The sequence below is a fragment of the Methanosarcinales archaeon genome, from assembly GCA_014859725.1.
GTDB lineage: Archaea > Halobacteriota > Methanosarcinia > Methanosarcinales > Methanocomedenaceae > Kmv04.
In genome coordinates, this window is the sequence record JACUTQ010000020.1 from 1 (window position 1) to 20,483 (window position 20,483).

Consider the following 20,483-nt stretch of genomic DNA (forward strand, 5'->3'; position numbering starts at 1 on the left):
TTATCAGTTTCAAATTTGATGGAACCTAGATGCAATGTAAAACCTCATCAATTTGTTAACTTTTTTATTATATGAGTGTTTCTCATATTAATCGTCAATGATATCAATAATCACACCTGTACTAAATGAAGAAGAATATGTAGGAAAATTCCTGTTACATCTTAATAATATGGATAATGATTTTGAGCTGATTTTAGTGGACGGGGGGAGTACTGACAGGACGATTGGCCAGATCCATGAATACTTAACTTCTTTTCGGCACGGGTTTGAATTGCTGGAAACGAAAAAGGGAAGGGGCTACCAGATGAATATGGGAGCCAAGAGGGCCCGGGGAGATATCCTGCTCTTTCTTCATATTGATAGTCTGATTGACAAAGGTTCTTTAAGGATTATAACGATGGAACTGGAGGATCCGGCCATAATTGGAGGTGGTTTTACACAAAGATTCAAAGATACTGACATTTTCTTAACATTGGTGAGCTTATTGGGAAATTTCAGGACCAGATTGACCAATATCTTTTATGGTGATTATGGATTTTTTATAAAGAAAGATATATTTGAAAAAATAGGGGGATATGATGACATACCTTTTCTTGAGGATGTAGAGATCTGTCGAAAGGCTAAGAAATTTGGCAAACTGAAGCAAATAGATTGCAGGATTCATACCTCTTCCCGACGATATATCAGCAAGGGCAGGATGAAGCTCTCCATTGTTTTCATATTGGCTGTTATTATGAATGCATTAGGATTCAGACCAGGATTTTTGGGAAAATATATTGTGGATAAATAAATTTTTCATTTACCACATTGATGAGGTCCGCTGCAAAAAACAACACCTATTCACCCCAAACAACCCTCACAATCCCAAAATCCAGTGTAAGCGACAGCACAATAGCTATCACCGAAAACGCAAAGATAACAAGGTAATTCAACCTCTCCTTGGACACAGAAAGACTCCACATGACATAATTGAGTCCCTCAAAATCTTCTTCAGTGAGAGGTTCACGGGTTTCTATCTTCTCAAGTAACTTCAGGTCTTTTATCACCCCATACCTGCGCTTACCAATGTGATACCTGTGTGCAAAGAACCATAAATACCCCAACACTCCCAGGTACCACAACACGCGTGCATAGATATCCCCGTAATGGTCTGCAATGATCACAAGCCTGAGCAGCAGTGCTGATATCAGGCCTACCCAGAAATATAGTTTGATAATAGACATCCGGTATCCTTTTGGTATCTTCACTTTGGCCCTGTCAGATTCAAACTCCTTCATAATAACACAATATCCTGATCCATATTAGTTTAATGTTCTCAATAAATGTCATTTTTTTCCAGGAGTAAGGCAGGACTATTGTTTCAATACAATTCTTCCTGCCGATCCAAAAAACAAGATATTTTTTTTCTGACGCGCTTTGTCTCTTCCAAATCAATTTTTGCAGTAATAATTCCTTCTTCATCTCCTGCATTGGCAAGCACATTTCCCCAGGCATCGATCACAGCAGAACCCCCCTCAAAATCGTTGTGGGGATCAGACCCTATCCGGTTGCAGGCCAGATGAGGGACCTGGTTCTCAATAGCTCTGGCACGGATCAATATATCCCAGTGATCCTGCCGTCTGGATGGGAACTGGGCTACAGTGATAAGAATGTCGGCACCATCCAGAGCCAGTTTTCGGGCCATTTCAGGGAATCTGATATCATAACATATCATGAGTCCAATTTTACCTCTGGAAGTGCTGATCAGTTTAATGCTGTCGCCCTTATGGAAATATTCTTTTTCGGTTCCGAAGGGATGGATTTTGCGGTAAGTGCCAGCAAGGTCTCCTTTATCCAGTACAAAACCCAGGTTATAATACTTAATTCCTGGCCCGGAAACAATGATGGAGCCAATTATAATGATTTCATTCTCTTTTGAGACCTGTCTTAATCTCCCGATCGTAGGAAAAGGATCTGACTCAGCCAACTCGTCGATTCTATCATAACAAAATCCTGTAGTAAAAACTTCAGGAAACACGATTATTTCTGCTTTGGTTTTATTAATATAATCTATGGCTCGTTCAAGATTTACTTCCTTTTGGCAGTGAAGTACATCCATCTGTACGATTGCTGTGATCACAAACAATCTCTTTATGGTATAAGTAAATAAATATTCCAGTAAATCGGGATAAATCATCAGTTACTATGTATAAAAAAGAATATGAGACAATTAAGATAAGTGATTCTGGTGCTCTGGAATCTAAATTTATTGCTGCCATAGAGGAAACCATTGAACTCTATGTCAACAATAAACGTATTGCATCCATTTTAGCAACACCCGAGCAGCTTAAACAACTTGCAGTGGGATATCTGGTATGTGAAGGAATCGTCCGGACACGATCTGAAATTGAAGATGTCAGGATTGATAATAATAGGATTTTTACCCGGATCGCACAAAATGACCATTTCGATTTATGGTTCGAGATACGCTCATCAGGGTGTATAGGTATAAACTGGGAACATAACGAGGACGTTAAAGTACAATCAAATACACGTTTTAATCCTGCCATAATCAAAAAATCATTGCATTATATGGAATCAGATATCTATCAATTGACCAGAGGCACCCACGCTGCCTGCATTATTGACAAATTAGGCAATTGTGTGGCAAGTGCTGTTGATGTGGGCCGCCATAATGCTATTGATAAAGCCATTGGACAGGCTCTAATCGATGAATTTGATCCTGGACAGCATTTCCTTCTATCTACGGGACGCCAGCCGGCAGGTATGATCTTAAAAGCAGCCAGGGCAGGAATTCCCATGGTTGTGACCAAAACTGCACCATTAAATAGCGGTATTGAAACTGCCAGAAAGACTGGTATTTGTCTGGTGGGTTTTGCTACTCGCGAAAGCTTAACTGTGTTTGCAAATCCACAGCGTCTGGACGGTTTAACTGATTAATAGGCTGAAATTCGGCCGACATTTAAAATTTTTATACATATTTGCCCTGACAGTAGAATTTTAATAAAAATTGATCAATATCGACAGGAAATATATGTTTGCTAACTTTGCAAAAATATATCGTATACATCATTCAATATTTTAAAATAGACCTCAGTAGAACAAGTTGTGGGGTATATAGCCATTTTTATAATAAGTTAATTATAATGATTATTGGTGGTTTATTATTATAGATTTATTAACTTATTTACACAGATACAAAAATGTTATAACCCATAAATTCAAAATATATAATTAGCGATGGATAATATTCGTCGTTATATAGGTCTGAAGATGTCAGATGGTATCCGTAACCTCCTTTACGGGTACCATAGACAATAAATAATTGCAAAACTCTTTTTTATTACTTGAATCAATTAAGAATGATGAAAATCATAACAGTATTACTTTTTATAATTTTGTTATCAATGCTTATTTTTAGTCCTGCTGCAGCAGAAAACCCAATCGAGATCATTTCAGCATTCTCTGATGAAAATAGTATGGACATAACATTACGATCTCATGACCAGATAAATGGATCAATAATTTTCAGTCTCGCTCATGATAATGAAATTCTGGAATCCCAGACTATTGAAATGGATATAATTCCAGATAAAGAAACAACCAGGGTAATTTTTTGGGATAAACATCATTTCCAATTCAGGGTATATGATGCCACAGCACGTGTTTACAATAATGGTGAACTTGCTGCTGAGGCCATTGACTCCTTTAGTTATGGATTTGAAACACTTCCCAGATTCCAGATCGTAGATCTAAGCCCGACCAGCAGCGGGACCAGTGTATTATTAACACCTAGAAGTGTAAACCAACCTGGTGTGGCTGATTTTTCATTTCAACTAATAAAGGAAGGTGAAATAATAGATACCCAGATAAAGGAAAATATTCCTGTAATGCAAACCATACAGGTTTCTATTAATTGGCCGATCCTTCTTGAAGACCATACTGGTTATATGGTGCGGCTCAAATCTTTCTCTCATACTCCGAAAACTATTACCACTTATTCTACTGGATTTACATCCGGACAGGATGTGGAGATAGATGAGACTGATGTGGATGTAGATGATTTTGGTGTCAGTGTTACTCTGATTGGGAAATCCCAGGTACCTTTTGATGGCATAGTTGAAGTCGAACTTCAGCAGGATGATACCCATTATAAGACATTTTCCGGTAAACCCGACATCCTGACTTCGGGCCGGGATGATACAGTAGGAATTATCTGGAATGACCTGGACCCGGGTGCATATAAAGTATTTATTAAAGCTAAAACACTAGATGGTGAGATCTTAGATAGATATGAAACTGTATTATTGATCCCTGAAAAGGTAAATCCTGTAGGCACAACAGAAAAACCAAAAACACCCGGATTTTCAGCAGTCATGGGTATTGTTAGCATGATTATTCTGACCTTTATTTTTGGAAAGAGATAGGAGATACACTCTTGTTTGATATAATCCTACGCAATCTATCCCAGAGGAAGATCAGGACCGGTCTGACAGTGTTCGGGATAGGTTTGGGCATTTTTGCTGTAATAGTCATGGGAGCAATGTCTGAGAATTTCAACCAGACATTTGAGAAATCCTTTGCCCTGACAGCTGATAAGATACGTGTCTTTGGTGCCAGCGGGGTATTCGGAGGCAGCATCACAAACAGCAAAGCTGCTGAAGTAAGAAGAGTTCCGGGTGTTAATGATGCCTATGGACTGCTGATGGCTCCTTTAGAAGAAGGTGGTGGTATAAGTTTCACTGGTAGCCAGGTAGTGGGGCTTCCACCTGAAAAATCACAGGTTGTGCTATCACCAGTAAAGGTTAAGGAGGGGAGGTTTTTAATGCGGGGTGACAGGTATGAGACAGTAGTCGGAAGCAGTATAGCCAGCCAGTATAAACTTAGTCTGGGAGACAGGCTTGAGATAAATGATAAGAATTTCACTGTTGTGGGGATTCTGGAATATACTGGCAGTTTCTTTGATGCTACGGCTGCAGTTCCCCTGGACATTGCCCAGGATCTGTTCGAGATGGGCGATATGGTTTCCATGATTTTCGCAATCCCGGAAGAAGGTGTGGATGGTGATCTTTTGGCCAAAAGGATCAAGATCAGTGTAGATGGAGTGGATACTCTCTCACCAAGTGAACTGGAAGCGGAAGCGAAACAAAACCTGGCAATATTCTCGGTCATTACCATCAGTGCAGCTCTTTTAGCTGCTATTATCGGCGGCTTGAGCGTGATGAATACCATGCTTATGTCAGTCATGGAACGTACCAAGGAATTCGGGATCCTAAAGGCATTGGGGGCTGAGAGGCGTGACATTTTATTAATGACAGTCGGAGAAGCTACAATTATGGGTATATTGGGGGGTTTGTTTGGATTGGCTGCCGGGTGTGCAGTGGTTTATGGGATGAATACATGGTTATCTGATCAGGGTATTGTCTTATTCCTTATAACACCCAGGCTGGTTATCATTGCTATGGCATTTGCAATCTTACTTGGGACATTATCCGGGCTATATCCAGCCATCAGGGCCACCAGGATGAGTCCAATGGAGGCGTTGAGATATGAATGATGATGGCGCCGATATTATTCTGAAGACCAGGAACCTCAAAAAGACATACATGCAGGGAAAGGTCCCGGTACATGCTTTACAAGGTGTGGATATTGAGGTTGAACGAGGGGAACTTATCAGTATAGTAGGCCCTTCTGGTTCTGGGAAATCAACGCTGCTTTCTTTAATAGGCATGCTGGACAGTGCTACTGAAGGGGATGTATTTATTGATGGTATTGAAGTAACGAAGTCAGAGGGGAAGGAATTTCCCAGGTTGCGCCGCGAAAAGATAGGTTTTGTATTCCAGCATTTTAACCTGTTGCCTGCTTTGACAGCTCTTGGTAATGTGGAGATAGCTATGAGGTTTGCCCGGAAACATAAAAATGATCGAATTCGCAGAGCAAAAGAAGTTCTTACAGAGATGGGGCTGGGCGACCGGTTGAACCATAAACCTTCAGAGTTGAGCGGAGGCGAGCAACAAAGGGTAAGTATTGCCCGGGCCCTGGTAAACAAACCGGCCATCATCCTTGCAGACGAACCTACCGGTGAAGTGGATACTAAGACGAGGGAATTAATTGTCAACATCTTCCGGCAGTTATCTGATGGAGGACAGACTGTGATAATTGTGACCCATGACGTGTGGGTAGCAGACAGGACTGACAGAACCATTACGCTCATCGATGGTATGGTTAAAAATTGATATTACTGAGCTAATAGCGTTTATAAAGTAGCTATTGTTGTACTGAATCCATTTTCGAAAGAATGAGTTTCAATTCGCATCTCCACATACTCGTAATTGAAGGTGGATTTGAAAATCATGGCAAATTCGTACATAAAAAATTCATTCCTTACCGTGCCACCAGCACGGTACAGTTCGTTTTCTTGACCACTTCAAGCGCCACGCTCCCGATCTCCGGGTTGATCTCACTCTCGCCCTTGCTGCCCAATACTATGGTGTGCACCTTGTATTTCCCAGCAGCATCCAGGATGGCCTTGGCAATGGATTCGGCACATGCGCCCCTTTTTGGCATGTGCTGCATGCTTACTCCCACCAGGATCTTATCCACCTGGATTCCCATCCCGGCTCCCATTTCTACCACGCTGTTCAGTACTTCCTCACCCTTTGCCACCAGTTCCTCCCGGGCCGAGTCCTTTCGTGCAACTGCCACATAAATGGCTGCCATACGGATCTCATATGACCTGGCGATCTTCATGGCTGCGATCTCGGCTTTGTGTCCCCACTGCGAGCCGTCGGTTGCTAACAGTATTTCATATCTTGTCATGCTCTAACCTCTGTTCTGACCATCTTTCGGCTCAAACTTGTCCATTGCCACCATTAAAGCGAATATTACTGCCCCGGGCCTGGGTGGACATCCAGGTATATAGACATCCACTGGCAGGAGTTTATCAACACCACCACAGCTTGCATAGGTATTTCCAAAAATACCTCCGCTGCAGGCACATGAACCCATGGCCGCCACAAGCTTGGGAGAAGGTGTGGCATTATATGTCTTTATGAGGGCAAGTTCCATGTTCCTAGTGACCGGCCCTGTAACCAAAAGCATGTCAGCATGGCGCGGGGATGCTACAATATGAATGCCGAAACGTTCGATATCATAGATGGGATTTGACAATGAAACAACCTCAACCTCGCAGCCGTTGCACGATCCGGCGTCTACTTCCCGAATGGCAAGCGATCGGCCGAAGATATGCCTGATCCTTGAATGCAGACGCTGCCCCATGATCTCGATCTCATCCTCGACTGTCATGATCTCCTCCGAATTACAGTGTACAGATCATCCTTTGTCTTTGAAGCCATCTCAAATTCCCCTGTAAGTTCGATCGCATAATTCTGGCAGACCTCCTCACATCTGCCGCAGAAAATACAGCCGCAATAGGAGAGAGTAAGTACCTTTTCATTTCCCTCCTGTTCCAGCTTTAATGCTCCGGACGGGCACGCATCTGCACAATCTCCGCAAAGTATGCATTTTTCTGAGAGTATTTGCGGTTTTCCGCGAAATCCTTCAGGTACGTCATCCTTTATCTCTGGATATTTTGAAGTTACAATGCCGGTTTTAATGGTTTTTTTTAGGATATTGAACATCGATCCACCTACATATCATTACCAGAATATGATAAGCTTAAACTCTTGTTTATGAGAGGGAAATCCGGCACGATATTATCCAGCACAGCATACTCAATGGCCAGCCAGTTACAGAAGGATGGATCCCTTACCTTGCATCTCTCGATCCTCCCGTCACGGACCATAACCCAGTACAGTGTTTCACCTCGCGGTGCCTCTGTATACCCAAGGGCACATCCATCTGGTATGTCCCTGATGTGTGTTTTAATATCTCCCTCTGGTAAGGATTGCAATGCCTGCTCAATAATACTCATTGATTCATTAACTTCATCAGCACGAACAGACGTCCTGGCAAATACATCCCCTTTATCCTGCACCTTTACCTTAAAATCAAATTCCTGATAAGCCGCATACGGATGGTCACATCTGGTGTCCCTTCTAATACCTGAAGCCCGTGCTATGGGACCCACTACATGCAATGACCGTGCAATCTCTTCACTAATGAATCCTGTCGTTTCCATTCTATCTACCACAGAAGGAGTGTTTAACAGCAATTCCATCAATCCTCTGAAATCGTGCTGAAGCGTTGATAATCTTGATATAATATATTGCTTATTGCTGAGGTCACGCCGAATACCACCTATGGTATTCATGCCCCTGAGCAATCTGCTGCCTGTGAGTGCTTCGTTCAACCTTAACAAATCTTCCCTGAGCTTATTAGCATGTGCAGCCCCGGCATAATAGCCTACATCAGTTGCAATTCCACCAATATCACCCACATGGTTATACAATCTTTCAAGTTCTAGCAGGATTGTCCGTATATATTTTGCCCGGGACGGAATCCCGATACCTGCTATCTGCTCAATTGCCTGACAAAAAGCCACAGCATGGGCCATTGAGTTGTCACCAGATATGCGTTCTGACAGAAACACCGCTTTATTGATTTCCAGATTCTCAAATAATTTCTCCACTCCCTTGTGGGTATAGAAATGCCTGATCTCAAGATTGAGTATGGGTTCACCTGCGACACTGAACCTGAAATGTCCCGGTTCTATGACACCCGCATGAACAGGTCCCACCGGGATCTCATACACACCTTCACCCTCAACATGGCGGTATATATATTCCCCTTCCACACGCTTAGGGGTTGAACTGATATCAAAGTCTTTTCTTAAGGGATAGCACCCATGAGGCCAGTCCTCGAACACGACCAGCCGTCTCGGGTCCGGGTGTCCCACTGGAGTCAGGCCAAACATATCATGTATCTCACGTTCATACCAGTTGGCAGCCGGGATCCTGTGGGTAAGGGTCTGGAATTGAGGTGCTGCCTCGTCTACATATATCCTGATAATAATAAATGCATCTTCGTTATCAAAGGAAAAAACGTAATGAATTTTGAAATGTCCCGCAGTTCCTCTCTCATCCGTGGTAAACATCAACACAAGCGGGGCATTGAAATGAGTGTACAGATAATTACAAATACCTATTACAGCATCATTTTCAACAGTAAGATATAACTCGTTAGATGCAACCTTTCGCTGAAGGATCTGCGATTTGAATTCATATATGACAGTATCAAAAACTTCATTCATATTATCATCTCACAATTTCCACCACGTTCATGATCATCTCATAAAACGGTTGAGGAATGTACACTCCAAGTACCAGTACGAACACCATAAGAAATACCATTGCTCCAAGGTTCCATCTACTTACTTCCCCCTTCACATCTGGATGTGGTGTGCCTAGTGCCATTCTGCTGATGTGGTTGAAGAATCCGGCAAAGATCATTATGATAAATAAAAGTACCAGCACCGTGGAGACTATTTTCCCCTGGGAAAATCCTGCCGCCAGCACAGTAAATTCACTTATGAAAATCCCAAACGGCGGTGAGCCTGTTATGGCAAGTCCTCCTAATATCAGCATTGTGCCTGTCAGGGGCATTGACTTGACGACCCCGCTCACCTTATCTATCCTTTTAGTCCCATATTTCAAAAGTACGTTCCCTGCCCCAAAGAACATCAGTGACTTGGTCACCGCGTGATTGAACATGTGCAACAAAGCACCATATGTTCCAAGAACGCCCCCGAAACCGATGCCTACCGCTATTATCCCCATGTGTTCCACACTACTGTAGGCGAGGAGCCGTTTATAGTCCTTCTGCAATATGATGAAAGGGACCGCTATGCCAAGGGAAAGAAGTCCGAAGATGATCAGGAGATTGTTGGTAAAATCTGCACCTGTGGATGGGGCGGTAATGGTGCGGAAGCGGATAATGGCATACATGGCGCAATTCAGTAATACGCCAGAAAGTAGTGCGCTTACCGGAGAGGGGGCCTCGCTGTGAGCATCAGGCAGCCAGGTATGCATGGGGGCAAGTCCGACCTTTGTACCATAACCTATCAAAATAAATATGAACGCGATCTTCATGAGCATGGGATCGAACCGTTCTGCAACAGTAATAAGGTGAGCCCAGTTAATAGCTTCCTGGTGCTCACCAAATACCTGGACGGCTGCATAATAGGTCAGTATAGTTCCGAACAGTGCGAAGGTAATGCCAACAGTACATATTATCAGATATTTCCATGCGGCCTCCACGGATGATTTTTTTGAATAAAGGATCATAAGAGGCGCCGAAATAAGCGTGGTCATTTCTATGGCGATCCAGAGGCCGAGAATATTGGTCACACCCACCAGCAGCATGCTAAACATGAAGAGATGGAACAGGCCGTAATACAGTCTCAGTCTCTTCATATCCATGCTGCCGTGTCGTATTTCATATCCCATGTAGCCGATGGAATACATTGACACTGTAAAACCCACCAGCGAGACGATGAGTACCAGATATGCACTGAAAGCGTCAGCAAACAGCATATCTTTCCATGTGACAACTGTTCCTTCCCTGAAGACCCTGACCACCAGAGACGATCCCAATAGCAGCGTTACTGTTGATCCTGTCAGGTTTATGATCTCGATCTGTTTTTGCTTTTTTAAAGTGAAGCATAACAGGCTTGTAAAAACCGGCGCCAGCAGTAAATATTCGATCATTGTATCATTCCATTAATGTGGTCAACCTGTCTGTATCGATGGTCTCGAATGTCCTGTTTATCCTGAAGATCAAGACACCCATAATGAGCGCACCAACCAGGATGTCAAAAAATATACCGAGTTCTATTAACAGGGGCATCCCGTATGTAAGGGAAATTGCTCCCAGAAACAGCCCGTTCTCCATTATAAGAATACCCAGCATCTGCAATATCGCTTTTTTGCGGCTGATCATGATGAATAGCCCGATAAGGAGCAGTGACATGGAAGCGGACAGGGCATAACTGGAAAGTCCGGTATCGTGGTTGATCGAGCGTGCCAGATAATATGAAATAACTACCAGCACACCCCCTATCAAAAGAGATGGTGAAATATTAACAAATAATTCGATCTCCCTTTTTACTTTGAGCTCCCTGATGATATAAAAAAACAAATACGGGATAATGACGGCTTTAATGATCAGAGTAAGTAAAGCTACGATATAGATATCGCTCCTGCCTGTTGAATAAGCTACTATACCTGCCACGCAGGCTATCAGCAATGACTGGAACTGGAATGCACGAACACAGGTATAGAGTCGCTTCGAACCTAACACCATGAATGTGGAGACCAGGATTATTGCAATGATGGACTGCATAAGACCAGACCCGAACATAATTTCCGACATGTTATACGCCTCTCATGATAATAACAAAAACTATGGCTAAAAATGCCATCATAAGAGAGATTGACATCAGATCTGAGAGCCTGAACAATCTCCATTTTGCTGTTGTGCTCTCTACCACGGCCATGCAGACTCCCAGCACACCTACCTTGATGACGAAGAATAGCAAAGAAGCCACCATCCCTATATTCAAACCTGAAGATATGCCCCACGGGAAGAAGATGTTGGCAAGCAGCGAGAACACCAGTAACTGTTTCACCATTACCCCAAGTTCCACCATAGCCAGCTGTTTTCCAGAATATTCAAGGATCATGGCTTCATGGATCATGGTCAATTCAAGATGAGTTGCCGGGTTGTCCACCGGGATCCTGCCGGTCTCGGCTATGGCAATAATAAAAAATGCCACAAAAGCAAGCAGGTGTGAAGGTGACATAACACCAAAGCCCTGTAATGAGACTTCTGAAGAAATTAATCCCAGATTCGTGGTTCCCACATTCACTGCCACTGCAAAGATCGAAAGCATCATTGCAGGCTCCACAAGTGAAGCCACGAACATTTCACGGCTGGCACCCATACCCCCGAATGAGCTGCCTGTATCCAGTGCTGCCAGTGCAATGAAGAACCGGGCCAGTGCAAATAGGTAAACCACTGCAATCAGATCCCCGGCAAACCCAAGTGGCAACACCGTGGCATATAAAGGGATCAAAAGACCTGCTGCAAGTATGGATGCAAATGAGATCACGGGTGCTGCATGGAATAGCCATGAAGCTTTATCTGACACAACAGAGTCTTTGCGCATGAGTTTTATCAGTTCATGATAGGATTGAAATAAACCGGGGCCTTTTCGTAACGTGAAGAATGCTTTCACTTTTTTGATCAATCCGTTCAATAGCGGGGCCAGTGCCAGAATGATCAGTAACTGAAAGAGAACAATCACGAGCTGTACGATCATTTCAGAGACCACCCGCAATAATAGATATCAGAAGGAGTACCAGTACTACAAAGATATAGGCCAGGTATGCATGGATACTGCCAATCTGGATAATCTTTAGCCTCCTGGAGATCGACAGTATGAATTCTACAAGTGGATCGTATAGATATTGTTCAAATACCTGCTCGATGTGGGATTCGAACTTGAAAGAGGTCTTGAAGAACTGCGAATTCGAATATGTGGTATGGATCTCCCTGTGTGGCCTATATATATTTCCCAGCCACATCCGTATAGGTTTTGAGAAAGCTGTTGCAGTGTATTCATTCCTTGCTGTGGATTCGGGCTGGCCACATCCCCACGTTTCATATTTCGAGGTCCGGTTAGATCGTAACAGTATGATCGGTATCAGTATTAGCAAAATTATCAATAATGCAATCCATGTGGTGGAAATACTGCCACCAAATGAAGGTATAGTGGCAATGGAAAGATTAGAAGTGATCTGTGAAGCGATACTTGTGCCTATAATTGGTGCCGAGACCGAATCAAGTATTCCCACCACATAAAAGGCCGAGATTCCAAGTACGATACACATGAAGGAGAGGATTCCCATCCCTGCCAGCATGGAGATGGGTACTTCTTTTGCACTTTCGGCATGTTCGGTCCTGGGCAGCGCAAGAAAACTTATCCCAAATGCCTTGACAAAACATGCTGCAGCAAGCGCACTTGTAAGGGCAAGGGCTGCCCCACTGGAAAGAACCAGGATGGTTACCATGTTATTTGTCAGGTTTATGCTGAGCAACTGGGCATGGAACATCAGCCATTCACTGACAAAACCGTTCAAAGGAGGAAGAGCAGATATGGATACGGCACCTATGAGGAAGAACAGGGCCGTCCATGGCATCTTCTTTATAAGACCGCCCAGTGCTTCAATATCCTTTGTATGGGTTGAATATATTATCGAACCTGCTCCCAAAAACAGTAGGGATTTGAACATAGCGTGGTTTATAAGATGATAGAGTCCTGCAATTAATCCGAACGCCGCCAGATCAGGATGTCCCGAGGACATGAAGATCATGGCCAAACTCACTCCTATAAGGATGATACCAATATTCTCCACACTGTGATAAGCCAGCAGGCGCTTTATATCATGCTCCATTAGGGCATACATCACGCCCAGAAGCGATGAGATACAGGCAACTATCAGGAGAAGTACCCCCCACCATAATACATCAGCACCCAGGAAATCAAAGCAAACCCTGATCAGCATATATATTGCAGTTTTTATCATAACACCTGACATCAATGCAGACACATTGCTTGGTGCCGCCGGATGTGCATATGGGAGCCAGATATGCAGCGGTACGATCCCAGCCTTTGTCCCGAAACCGATTAAGGCGAACAGGAATACCATATCCTTGAAAGAAGAAGGCAGTAACTCACCAGCACCCTGGAATGATTCAAAATTGAAACTGCCGCTTGCACCTGCCAGGATCAGGAAGGACAGGATGATAAATCCCGTACCTATATGGGTCATTATTATGTAGATAAGACCCGCACGTCTGGTTTCTGGCTTTTCATGTTCATAGATCACAAGGAAATAGGATATGACAGACATCAATTCCCAGACAATCAGGAACATGACTGCATTACTGGCTGATACCACCAGGATCATTGAAAGAATGAACATGTTATATAACAGACCAAGGTATCCAATGTCCTTTTTCCCGAAATATTCCTTTACATAGCCGATTGAATAAATGGAGACCGCCAATGATGTGATGGAAATCACCAGAATGAAAAACGCAGACAATTTATCTATAGAAACACCGAATTTCAAAATGGAAGTTCCTGGTAGATTAAGGACAAAAGTATTGCCTAACATTACAGACCATGAAAAGATGATCCCAAAAACGGATGCAATAAATGAACTTATGAATGATGCATATGTTACAAGACGATCGTTTCTATGAAAAACGATAGACAAAGCTCCCCCAATCAAATATGTGAAAATAATCCCTAAGAACAAGAATGTAGAAACCATGAATTCTCAAAGAAATTTATTGATTCCTGTCATCAAATCAGGATATAAAATTGTAATTATGAATTGTATTGGACATTCCAGCTTTTTTTAATTATTTAACAGATTGGTCATTAAAGTTGTTTATGTATTTAAATATATCAATGGATTGGAATATTACACAAGAATTATAGTCCATTCAATCTATAACCCGTTTGCATGGATAAAGAAAAAATTAATGTTCTTACAATACCAGGCTTAAGCGTTGATATGGAAACCACTGGCGGTATGCGACTTATGGCTTCAGGACCCTTGAGCGCTGCCTGCAGGCCAGCCTTGAACCGCATCAATGACCGGCTGCGGGAAGAGAAGCCCGCCCGTGTCGATGAAGATTCGGTAATCGCATCCACGTGGCTGCCGCCCATTCCCAGCAAGGTGTTCAACAGATTGATCCGTGCTGAGGTCAGCTGTGCATTAGGTAAATACGTGCCAGAAACCGTTTCCATCGAGATCACCAGGGAATGTAAATGCAACTGTGAACACTGCACGGTCAGTGAAGGCAAGGGTGAAATGACCACTGATCAAATAAAAAGTATCATCGATCAGGCTCTGGACATGGGAGCATTCATTATTACCTTTACAGAAGGCGATCCCATGTTGCGGGACGATATCTTTGAGCTTGTGGAATATGTTGACAAAGATAAGGCCATAGTCAATCTATTCACTCCTGGTACGGAGATTACTCCTGAAAAAGCTGCCAGGCTCAAGCATGCTGGTCTTCACAACCTGCTTATCAGCATCTACAGCACTGACCCGACCAAACACGACGAGACCAGGCGGCTGGAAGGTGCTTATAAAAAGGCAGTGGATGCCATTAAAATGGGAGTGGATGCCGGCTTGCTGGTTACCATGACCACCCATATCTCACCCGAGCGCATGTTCGAACTGCCCGGTTTATACGATCTGGCTGGCCGGTTAGGAGTTCATGAATTCAGTATCTGGGAGAGCGTCGCCAAGCGCCCGGGTGATAGGGTGATATCTGTTGATGAAAGAAAAGTAATTTTAGATATGCATAAAACCCTTAACCAGCCGGGGCCTGGTCCCAGGGTATTTACCAATTCCTTCTTTGAAGGTGAGATGCTGGGATGTATGGCAGGCAGGCGCTGGGCTCATGTATGCGTGGATGGTTCTGTCAAAGCATGCCCCTATATGCCATTTGATTTCGGGAATGTGTTGGATGGAAAAGAACTTGAGGGCGCCTGGAAGACTATCAGGTCCTTAAAAGATTTTAAAGGCCGCAGGAATCTATGTATGATGCAGGACCCGCAATTCCTTATAAATCTTGAGAAGATACCAGAAGGTGCTGGTTCGAAATATAGTCATAAGGACATTTTGCAATAATTTCGGCTTGACCAAACGTATAAGATTTATGTTTTTTCAATATTATTCTGGAGGAATAGGAGCCATTTTGGATTTGTGTCGATTATTTTCGATACGTTTTATAAGACTATTTATTACTTCTACTTCGATACCATAACGGTTTATTACATATTCCTTAGATGCATTTTTATCCAGCAATTCTGAGAACACATTATCGATCTGTTCATAACTCAAACCCAGTTCATTCTCGTCTGTCTGGCCCGCCCAGAGACCTGCTGAAGGAGGTTTATCAATGATATGTTTCGGCACCTTAAGATAATCTGCCATTTTTCTGACCTGAGTCTTGTACAGGTTGCCCATTGGTTCAATGTCCACACCTCCGTCTCCGAATTTCGTGAAATATCCTAACAAAAGTTCGGTCCTGTTACTTGTCCCGACAACCATGCATTTCATAATATTGGCATAATAATAAAGTATACACATCCTTATCCTTGCTTTCAGATTTCCGGTAGCAACGATCTCTGAATCTAGCACTTCCGGTATTGAATATAAAAATGAATCCAGAATATTTGCTATTTCCACCACAGAATATTCAATACGCAGGATATCTCCAACTTCTGTAGCATCAAGTATATCGTGGGCAGTAGTTGAGCTTTTTTCAGGCATAATCACGCCCAGCACATTTTCTCTACCAAGCGCTTTTACAGTCAAGTAAGTGGTGAGTGTTGAATCAATGCCGCCGCTCATCCCGATCACAGCACCTTTGGTGCCTGATTGCTTTGAATAGGATCTAATAAAATGAGTGATTTTCTTACAGGTTTTTTCAGGATCAAAATCTGACATATTATCTCAAAATATGTTTCAATAATATATATTATTTATATATCTTTCATCATTGCAATTTCGTCACAATCAGGGAAACGTGTACATTTAATACACATACTCCACAGCTTGTGGGGAAGTGATGATTTATCTACTATCTTAAATCCATGAAGTGCAAAAAATTCGTTAGCATAAGTAAGTGTTACCACATGCTTTAAACCTAATTCCGATGCCTCTTTCATACAGGCTTCAAATATTTTTGTGCCGTGTCCTTTCCTTAGTTCTTCTGGTGTTACTGCGAGGGATAAGATCTCACCATAATATTCCCATGTAACATGGAGGGCACCGCAGGCAATGACCTTCCCATCGTTTTCTATTACATAGAAGTCCCTGATATTTTCGTAAATTTCACCTATGGCTCTGGGAAGCATGATCTCTTTTAGAGCATAAATATTAATGAGCTGCCGTATCTGCGGCACGTCCTCAACTCTGGCCTTTCTTAACAAGAATATTTATCCTCCTACAAATTTTAATTTAATATTTGTTGTTATTTTCAAGCTGATATTTCACATTCCGGGCATATTGAATCACATCACGCTTCAATCTTTCTTCAATAAAAGAAATCAAGGATAGCAAAAATATACTTTTAGGCTCTAATTCTAACCTGTAGTAAACCTGTGTAATGGAACTGGAATTCTCTTTCAGGTTAATTTGACCGCTCATCTTAATGCCTTTTGCTTTCCCCTCCCACGTTCCATAGTAAGGTGGATCTACTTCCACGTTTCTACTTTGCATCTCGACCCGTTTTATAAACGGACCGAACTGCATCTCCATTATCCATAAAGTAGTATCCGGACCTGTTACTTCACATGACAGCAATCCGGGGATACAGTGGGTATGCTTCCCGGGATTACTCATGACACCCCATACCTTTTCTATGGGTGCATTAACTTCAAATTCAATGTGTGATTCAGGCATACAAATCTACTTTTGGCTAATTACGTACTGTTAAGTTCAGAAATTATGTATTCTTAATCTTTTTTTTATAAGGCAAGTATGTTTCGGCGTGTTAGGAAGTAGAGAATGATTATAATCAATATTATGTTATTCTATCATAATAGCGGGTTTCCCTGGTAAAGCGTTAGCTGCCTTCTTCTCCCGGGAATCCTCTTCAATATTAAATTCTACCAGACAACCGAACCAGGATTCCAGGATCGATGAAGCATTATTTAAGAAAATGTATTCGTCCTGCTGCGACATTTCAACTGACGGGGCCAATGCAGGATCATTCATATATTTGCCTAGAATCTGGTTCACCTGTTTACCATAACGCTTTAAATCAGTTCCCATTATGGCTTTCATTATCTGACCCCTGTCCTTCGTTTGGGCAAACTCCTGCTTGAAAAGTTCTGCCAATTCGAATTTCCAGCTGGCTGCGTTGAATATTCCAATCCTTTGAGGAGATGTTATCCTGGCGATCTTGAGGATCTCCCTGATGTCTTCTGCAAGGTCATGAAGCATATTCCACTTGAACTCGTCTAATGGATTTACCACCGATTCATCGTATGAAGGCCACCGTGTATTACCAATAAAATCAACATGCCCCATTGTCTCCCAAACCTCTTCACACAGGTGTGGTGTCACAGGACTAAGTACAATGGTTGCGATCATTCTGGCATTATCGAAGATATCCATATTAACCGGATGCTCCTTATAAGCTGATATCTCATCGATCAGGGCCATTACATTGTTTATGGCATCTTTGAGCTTTAATTCTTCATAGCTCGAGGTAACGTTCTTAATAGTTTTTTGGGTGAAGAATCTAAGGTAATTGTCCCTGGCATCCACCTCGTCTTTGACTTCCTCAGGTGATTCAATCAGGACTCTATAGACTTTTTCCAGGAATTTGTAAACGCTTTCGATACCATAATCTGACCATTCCAGTTCCCTTTCGGGATTTGAGCCGAACAGGATAAAGAAACGTGAAGCATCAACTCCATAATTGTTCATCAACATCTGGGGGTCCACTACATTGCCCAGGCTCTTGGACATCTTTGCGCTCTTCATGACAATTTTGCTATCACACGCAATACATGAATCCTCCTGATAATCACCTGGAGGCAGGAACCTGCAACAGACATCACAATATGAAGCTTCTTTATTTACCATACCCTGGCACAGCAGCCTGCTGAAGGGCTCGTCTATATCGGTCAGCCCGATGTCCCTTAGGGCTTTTGTAAAGAACCTGGCATACAACAGATGAAGAATGGCATGTTCGATACCACCAATATACTGGTCCACCGGCATCCAGTATTCGGCCGAATCCTTTTCGAATGGCACGTCCTGGGTGTGGGGACTGCAGTATTTGAAGAAATACCATGATGAATCCACGAAAGTGTCCATGGTATCTGTCTCCCTGCGAGCCGGGGCACCGCAGGTGGGGCAGGTAGTATTAACAAAACTCTCAGAAGTTTCAAGCGGATTACCACTACCTGTAAATTCCACATCCTTTGGCAGTTTAACAGGCAGATCTTGTATTTGAACAGGTACAATACCACAGCTTTCGCAATATATTATGGGAATGGGGGTGCCCCAGAATCGCTGCCTGGATATGAGCCAATCCCTCAATTTGTAATTGACCATACGCTTGCCCAATTTCATTTCTTCCAGTTTCTTGCTGATCGAGACAATGGCTTCCTGGTTTTCCATACCATCGAATTCACTGCTGTGCACTAGTACACCGTCATCTACGAAAGCTTCAGTCATTTCAGAAGCAATAAGCTCCTGATCCCGGGGCCGGATCACAACTTTTATTGGAATATCATGTACCCTGGCAAATTCAAAATCCCTCTGGTCATGGGCAGGGACTGCCATCACTGCTCCGGCTCCGTATTCATATATCACAAAATTGCCAATATAGACAGGGATCTGATCGCCAGTTAATGGATTTACTGCATATTTTCCTATGAAAAGCCCTTTCTTCTCTTTATCCACTGCAGTACGCTGGAACTTATCCATCTGCTGCACTTCTGAGAGGAATTGTTCAAAGGGTGTCTGGTACTCAGTACCTTCCACCCATTCCCTGACCAGGGGATGTTCGGGGGCAAATACCATGAACGTGACCCCGAATACGGTATCAGGTCTGGTAGTAAATATGGGGATGAGCTCACCGGTTTTGGCTATCTTGAACTGGATGATGGTACCTTCGCTGCGACCGATCCAGTTGCGCTGCATTATTTTAACAGATTCCGGCCAGTCCAGGCAGTCCAGGCTTGAAAGCAGTTCATCAGCATAGTTCCGGATCTTGAAGAACCACTGTTTCAATTCCCGCTGTTCCACCTTGGATGAGCAGCGCCAGCACCTGTTATTTATTACTTGCTCGTTGGCCAGCACAGTGCCGCAGTCAGGACACCAGTTGATCAATGCATTTTGCCTGTATGTGAGACCTTTTTCTAAGAATTTTAAGAATATCCACTGGTTCCACTTATAATAATCTTCATCAAGGCTCTGGATCTGCCGTGACCAGTCATAGGACAGACCCATCTTCTGCTGCTGTTGCTTGATGCTTTCAATGTTGCTGCGGGTCCAGGTCTCGGGATCGATCTTCTGTTTTATTGCCGCATTCTCGGCAGGCAGTCCGAAAGCATCATATCCCATTGGGTAAAGTACGTTGAAACCCTGCATACGCTTGTGTCTGGCTATGCTGTCCCCGATGGCATAGTTGCGCAGATGTCCCATGTGCAGCGCTGCAGAAGGGTAGGGATACATCTCCAGACAATAGTATTTTGGTTTTGACGGGTCCTGGGTGACCTTGAACACTTCAGCTTCTTCCCAGCGGCGCTGCCATTTGGGCTCGATCTCCTTTGGGTGATAATTGGAATCCATTGATGTTAGCTCCATTGATTAGAGATAGTGGTGTAATATAACTATATAAGCATCATATTTTCTGAATTAAAGGCTTAAATAGAGTACAAAGTTATATAAAAGTTAAGCAATTGACCATAA

18 protein-coding genes and 1 pseudogene are annotated in these 20,483 nt (G+C 43.0%); 6 read left to right on the forward strand and 13 right to left on the reverse strand.

Annotated elements, in window-relative coordinates:
- The first annotated feature begins 97 nt into the window (after window positions 1–97).
- Complete coding sequence (locus IBX40_03020; protein MBE0523294.1) at window positions 98–790, forward strand: TIGR04283 family arsenosugar biosynthesis glycosyltransferase; 693 nt, start codon at window positions 98–100, stop codon at window positions 788–790.
- 46 nt (window positions 791–836) lie between these two features.
- Here IBX40_03020 and IBX40_03025 read toward each other — a convergent pair whose 3' ends face one another.
- Both IBX40_03025 and IBX40_03030 read right to left on the reverse strand, forming a co-directional pair.
- Entirely contained in the window at window positions 837–1,277 is a 441-nt protein-coding gene (locus IBX40_03025; protein MBE0523295.1) for a hypothetical protein, read from the reverse strand.
- Between the two features lie 83 nt (window positions 1,278–1,360).
- Window positions 1,361–2,176: a carbon-nitrogen family hydrolase gene (locus IBX40_03030; protein MBE0523296.1), complete on the reverse strand. Its 816-nt coding sequence runs from the start codon at window positions 2,174–2,176 to the stop codon at window positions 1,361–1,363.
- 8 nt (window positions 2,177–2,184) lie between these two features.
- On the opposite strand from IBX40_03030, the gene fdhD reads away from it, so the two are divergent.
- The 4 genes from fdhD to IBX40_03050 all read left to right on the forward strand — a co-directional run bounded on the left by fdhD (window position 2,185) and on the right by IBX40_03050 (window position 6,236).
- The gene (gene fdhD / locus IBX40_03035; GenBank protein MBE0523297.1) at window positions 2,185–2,940 is read left to right on the forward strand and encodes a formate dehydrogenase accessory sulfurtransferase FdhD; all 756 of its coding nucleotides are present in this window, start codon (window positions 2,185–2,187) and stop codon (window positions 2,938–2,940) included.
- A 467-nt stretch (window positions 2,941–3,407) separates the two neighbouring features.
- The gene (locus IBX40_03040; protein MBE0523298.1) at window positions 3,408–4,427 is read left to right on the forward strand and encodes a hypothetical protein; all 1,020 of its coding nucleotides are present in this window, start codon (window positions 3,408–3,410) and stop codon (window positions 4,425–4,427) included.
- A gap of 11 nt (window positions 4,428–4,438) precedes the next feature.
- A complete protein-coding gene (locus IBX40_03045; GenBank protein MBE0523299.1) occupies window positions 4,439–5,557 on the forward strand; it encodes an ABC transporter permease in 1,119 nt (372 codons plus the stop codon).
- Entirely contained in the window at window positions 5,550–6,236 is a 687-nt protein-coding gene (locus tag IBX40_03050; GenBank protein ID MBE0523300.1) for an ABC transporter ATP-binding protein, read from the forward strand. Before IBX40_03045 ends, IBX40_03050 begins: the two co-directional genes overlap by 8 nt.
- A gap of 148 nt (window positions 6,237–6,384) precedes the next feature.
- Here IBX40_03050 and IBX40_03055 read toward each other — a convergent pair whose 3' ends face one another.
- From IBX40_03055 to hyfB, 7 genes and pseudogenes are all read right to left on the reverse strand, one after another.
- Entirely contained in the window at window positions 6,385–6,819 is a 435-nt protein-coding gene (locus IBX40_03055) for a universal stress protein (GenBank protein MBE0523301.1), read from the reverse strand.
- 3 nt (window positions 6,820–6,822) lie between these two features.
- Window positions 6,823–7,640, reverse strand: a pseudogene (gene nuoB / locus IBX40_03060) (NADH-quinone oxidoreductase subunit NuoB).
- Between the two features lie 8 nt (window positions 7,641–7,648).
- The gene (locus IBX40_03065) at window positions 7,649–9,211 is read right to left on the reverse strand and encodes an NADH-quinone oxidoreductase subunit C (GenBank protein ID MBE0523302.1); all 1,563 of its coding nucleotides are present in this window, start codon (window positions 9,209–9,211) and stop codon (window positions 7,649–7,651) included.
- 4 nt (window positions 9,212–9,215) lie between these two features.
- Complete coding sequence (locus IBX40_03070) at window positions 9,216–10,667, reverse strand: hydrogenase 4 subunit F (GenBank protein MBE0523303.1); 1,452 nt, start codon at window positions 10,665–10,667, stop codon at window positions 9,216–9,218.
- 4 nt (window positions 10,668–10,671) lie between these two features.
- Entirely contained in the window at window positions 10,672–11,331 is a 660-nt protein-coding gene (locus tag IBX40_03075; protein MBE0523304.1) for a hydrogenase, read from the reverse strand.
- 1 nt (window position 11,332) lies between these two features.
- Entirely contained in the window at window positions 11,333–12,280 is a 948-nt protein-coding gene (locus IBX40_03080) for an NADH-quinone oxidoreductase subunit H (protein ID MBE0523305.1), read from the reverse strand.
- Between the two features lies 1 nt (window position 12,281).
- On the reverse strand, window positions 12,282–14,300 hold the full coding sequence (hyfB, locus tag IBX40_03085; protein MBE0523306.1) for a hydrogenase 4 subunit B: 2,019 nt from the start codon (window positions 14,298–14,300) through the stop codon (window positions 12,282–12,284).
- Between the two features lie 195 nt (window positions 14,301–14,495).
- On the opposite strand from hyfB, the gene IBX40_03090 reads away from it, so the two are divergent.
- Window positions 14,496–15,677, forward strand: coding sequence for a radical SAM protein (locus IBX40_03090; GenBank protein MBE0523307.1), 1,182 nt, complete (start codon window positions 14,496–14,498; stop codon window positions 15,675–15,677).
- Between the two features lie 42 nt (window positions 15,678–15,719).
- On the opposite strand, the gene IBX40_03095 is transcribed toward IBX40_03090, so the two are convergent.
- The 4 genes from IBX40_03095 to IBX40_03110 all read right to left on the reverse strand — a co-directional run bounded on the left by IBX40_03095 (window position 15,720) and on the right by IBX40_03110 (window position 20,363).
- Window positions 15,720–16,499 carry an NAD+ synthase gene (locus IBX40_03095; GenBank protein ID MBE0523308.1) on the reverse strand — a complete coding sequence of 260 codons (780 nt, stop codon included), beginning with the start codon at window positions 16,497–16,499 and terminating at the stop codon, window positions 15,720–15,722.
- Window positions 16,500–16,534: 35 nt separating this feature from the next.
- A complete protein-coding gene (locus tag IBX40_03100) occupies window positions 16,535–16,984 on the reverse strand; it encodes an N-acetyltransferase (protein MBE0523309.1) in 450 nt (149 codons plus the stop codon).
- Window positions 16,985–17,012: 28 nt separating this feature from the next.
- Window positions 17,013–17,456 carry an SRPBCC family protein gene (locus tag IBX40_03105; protein ID MBE0523310.1) on the reverse strand — a complete coding sequence of 148 codons (444 nt, stop codon included), beginning with the start codon at window positions 17,454–17,456 and terminating at the stop codon, window positions 17,013–17,015.
- Window positions 17,457–17,582: 126 nt separating this feature from the next.
- Window positions 17,583–20,363, reverse strand: a complete 2,781-nt coding sequence (locus tag IBX40_03110) for a leucine--tRNA ligase (GenBank protein MBE0523311.1) — start codon at window positions 20,361–20,363, stop codon at window positions 17,583–17,585.
- Window positions 20,364–20,483: the final 120 nt, after the last annotated feature.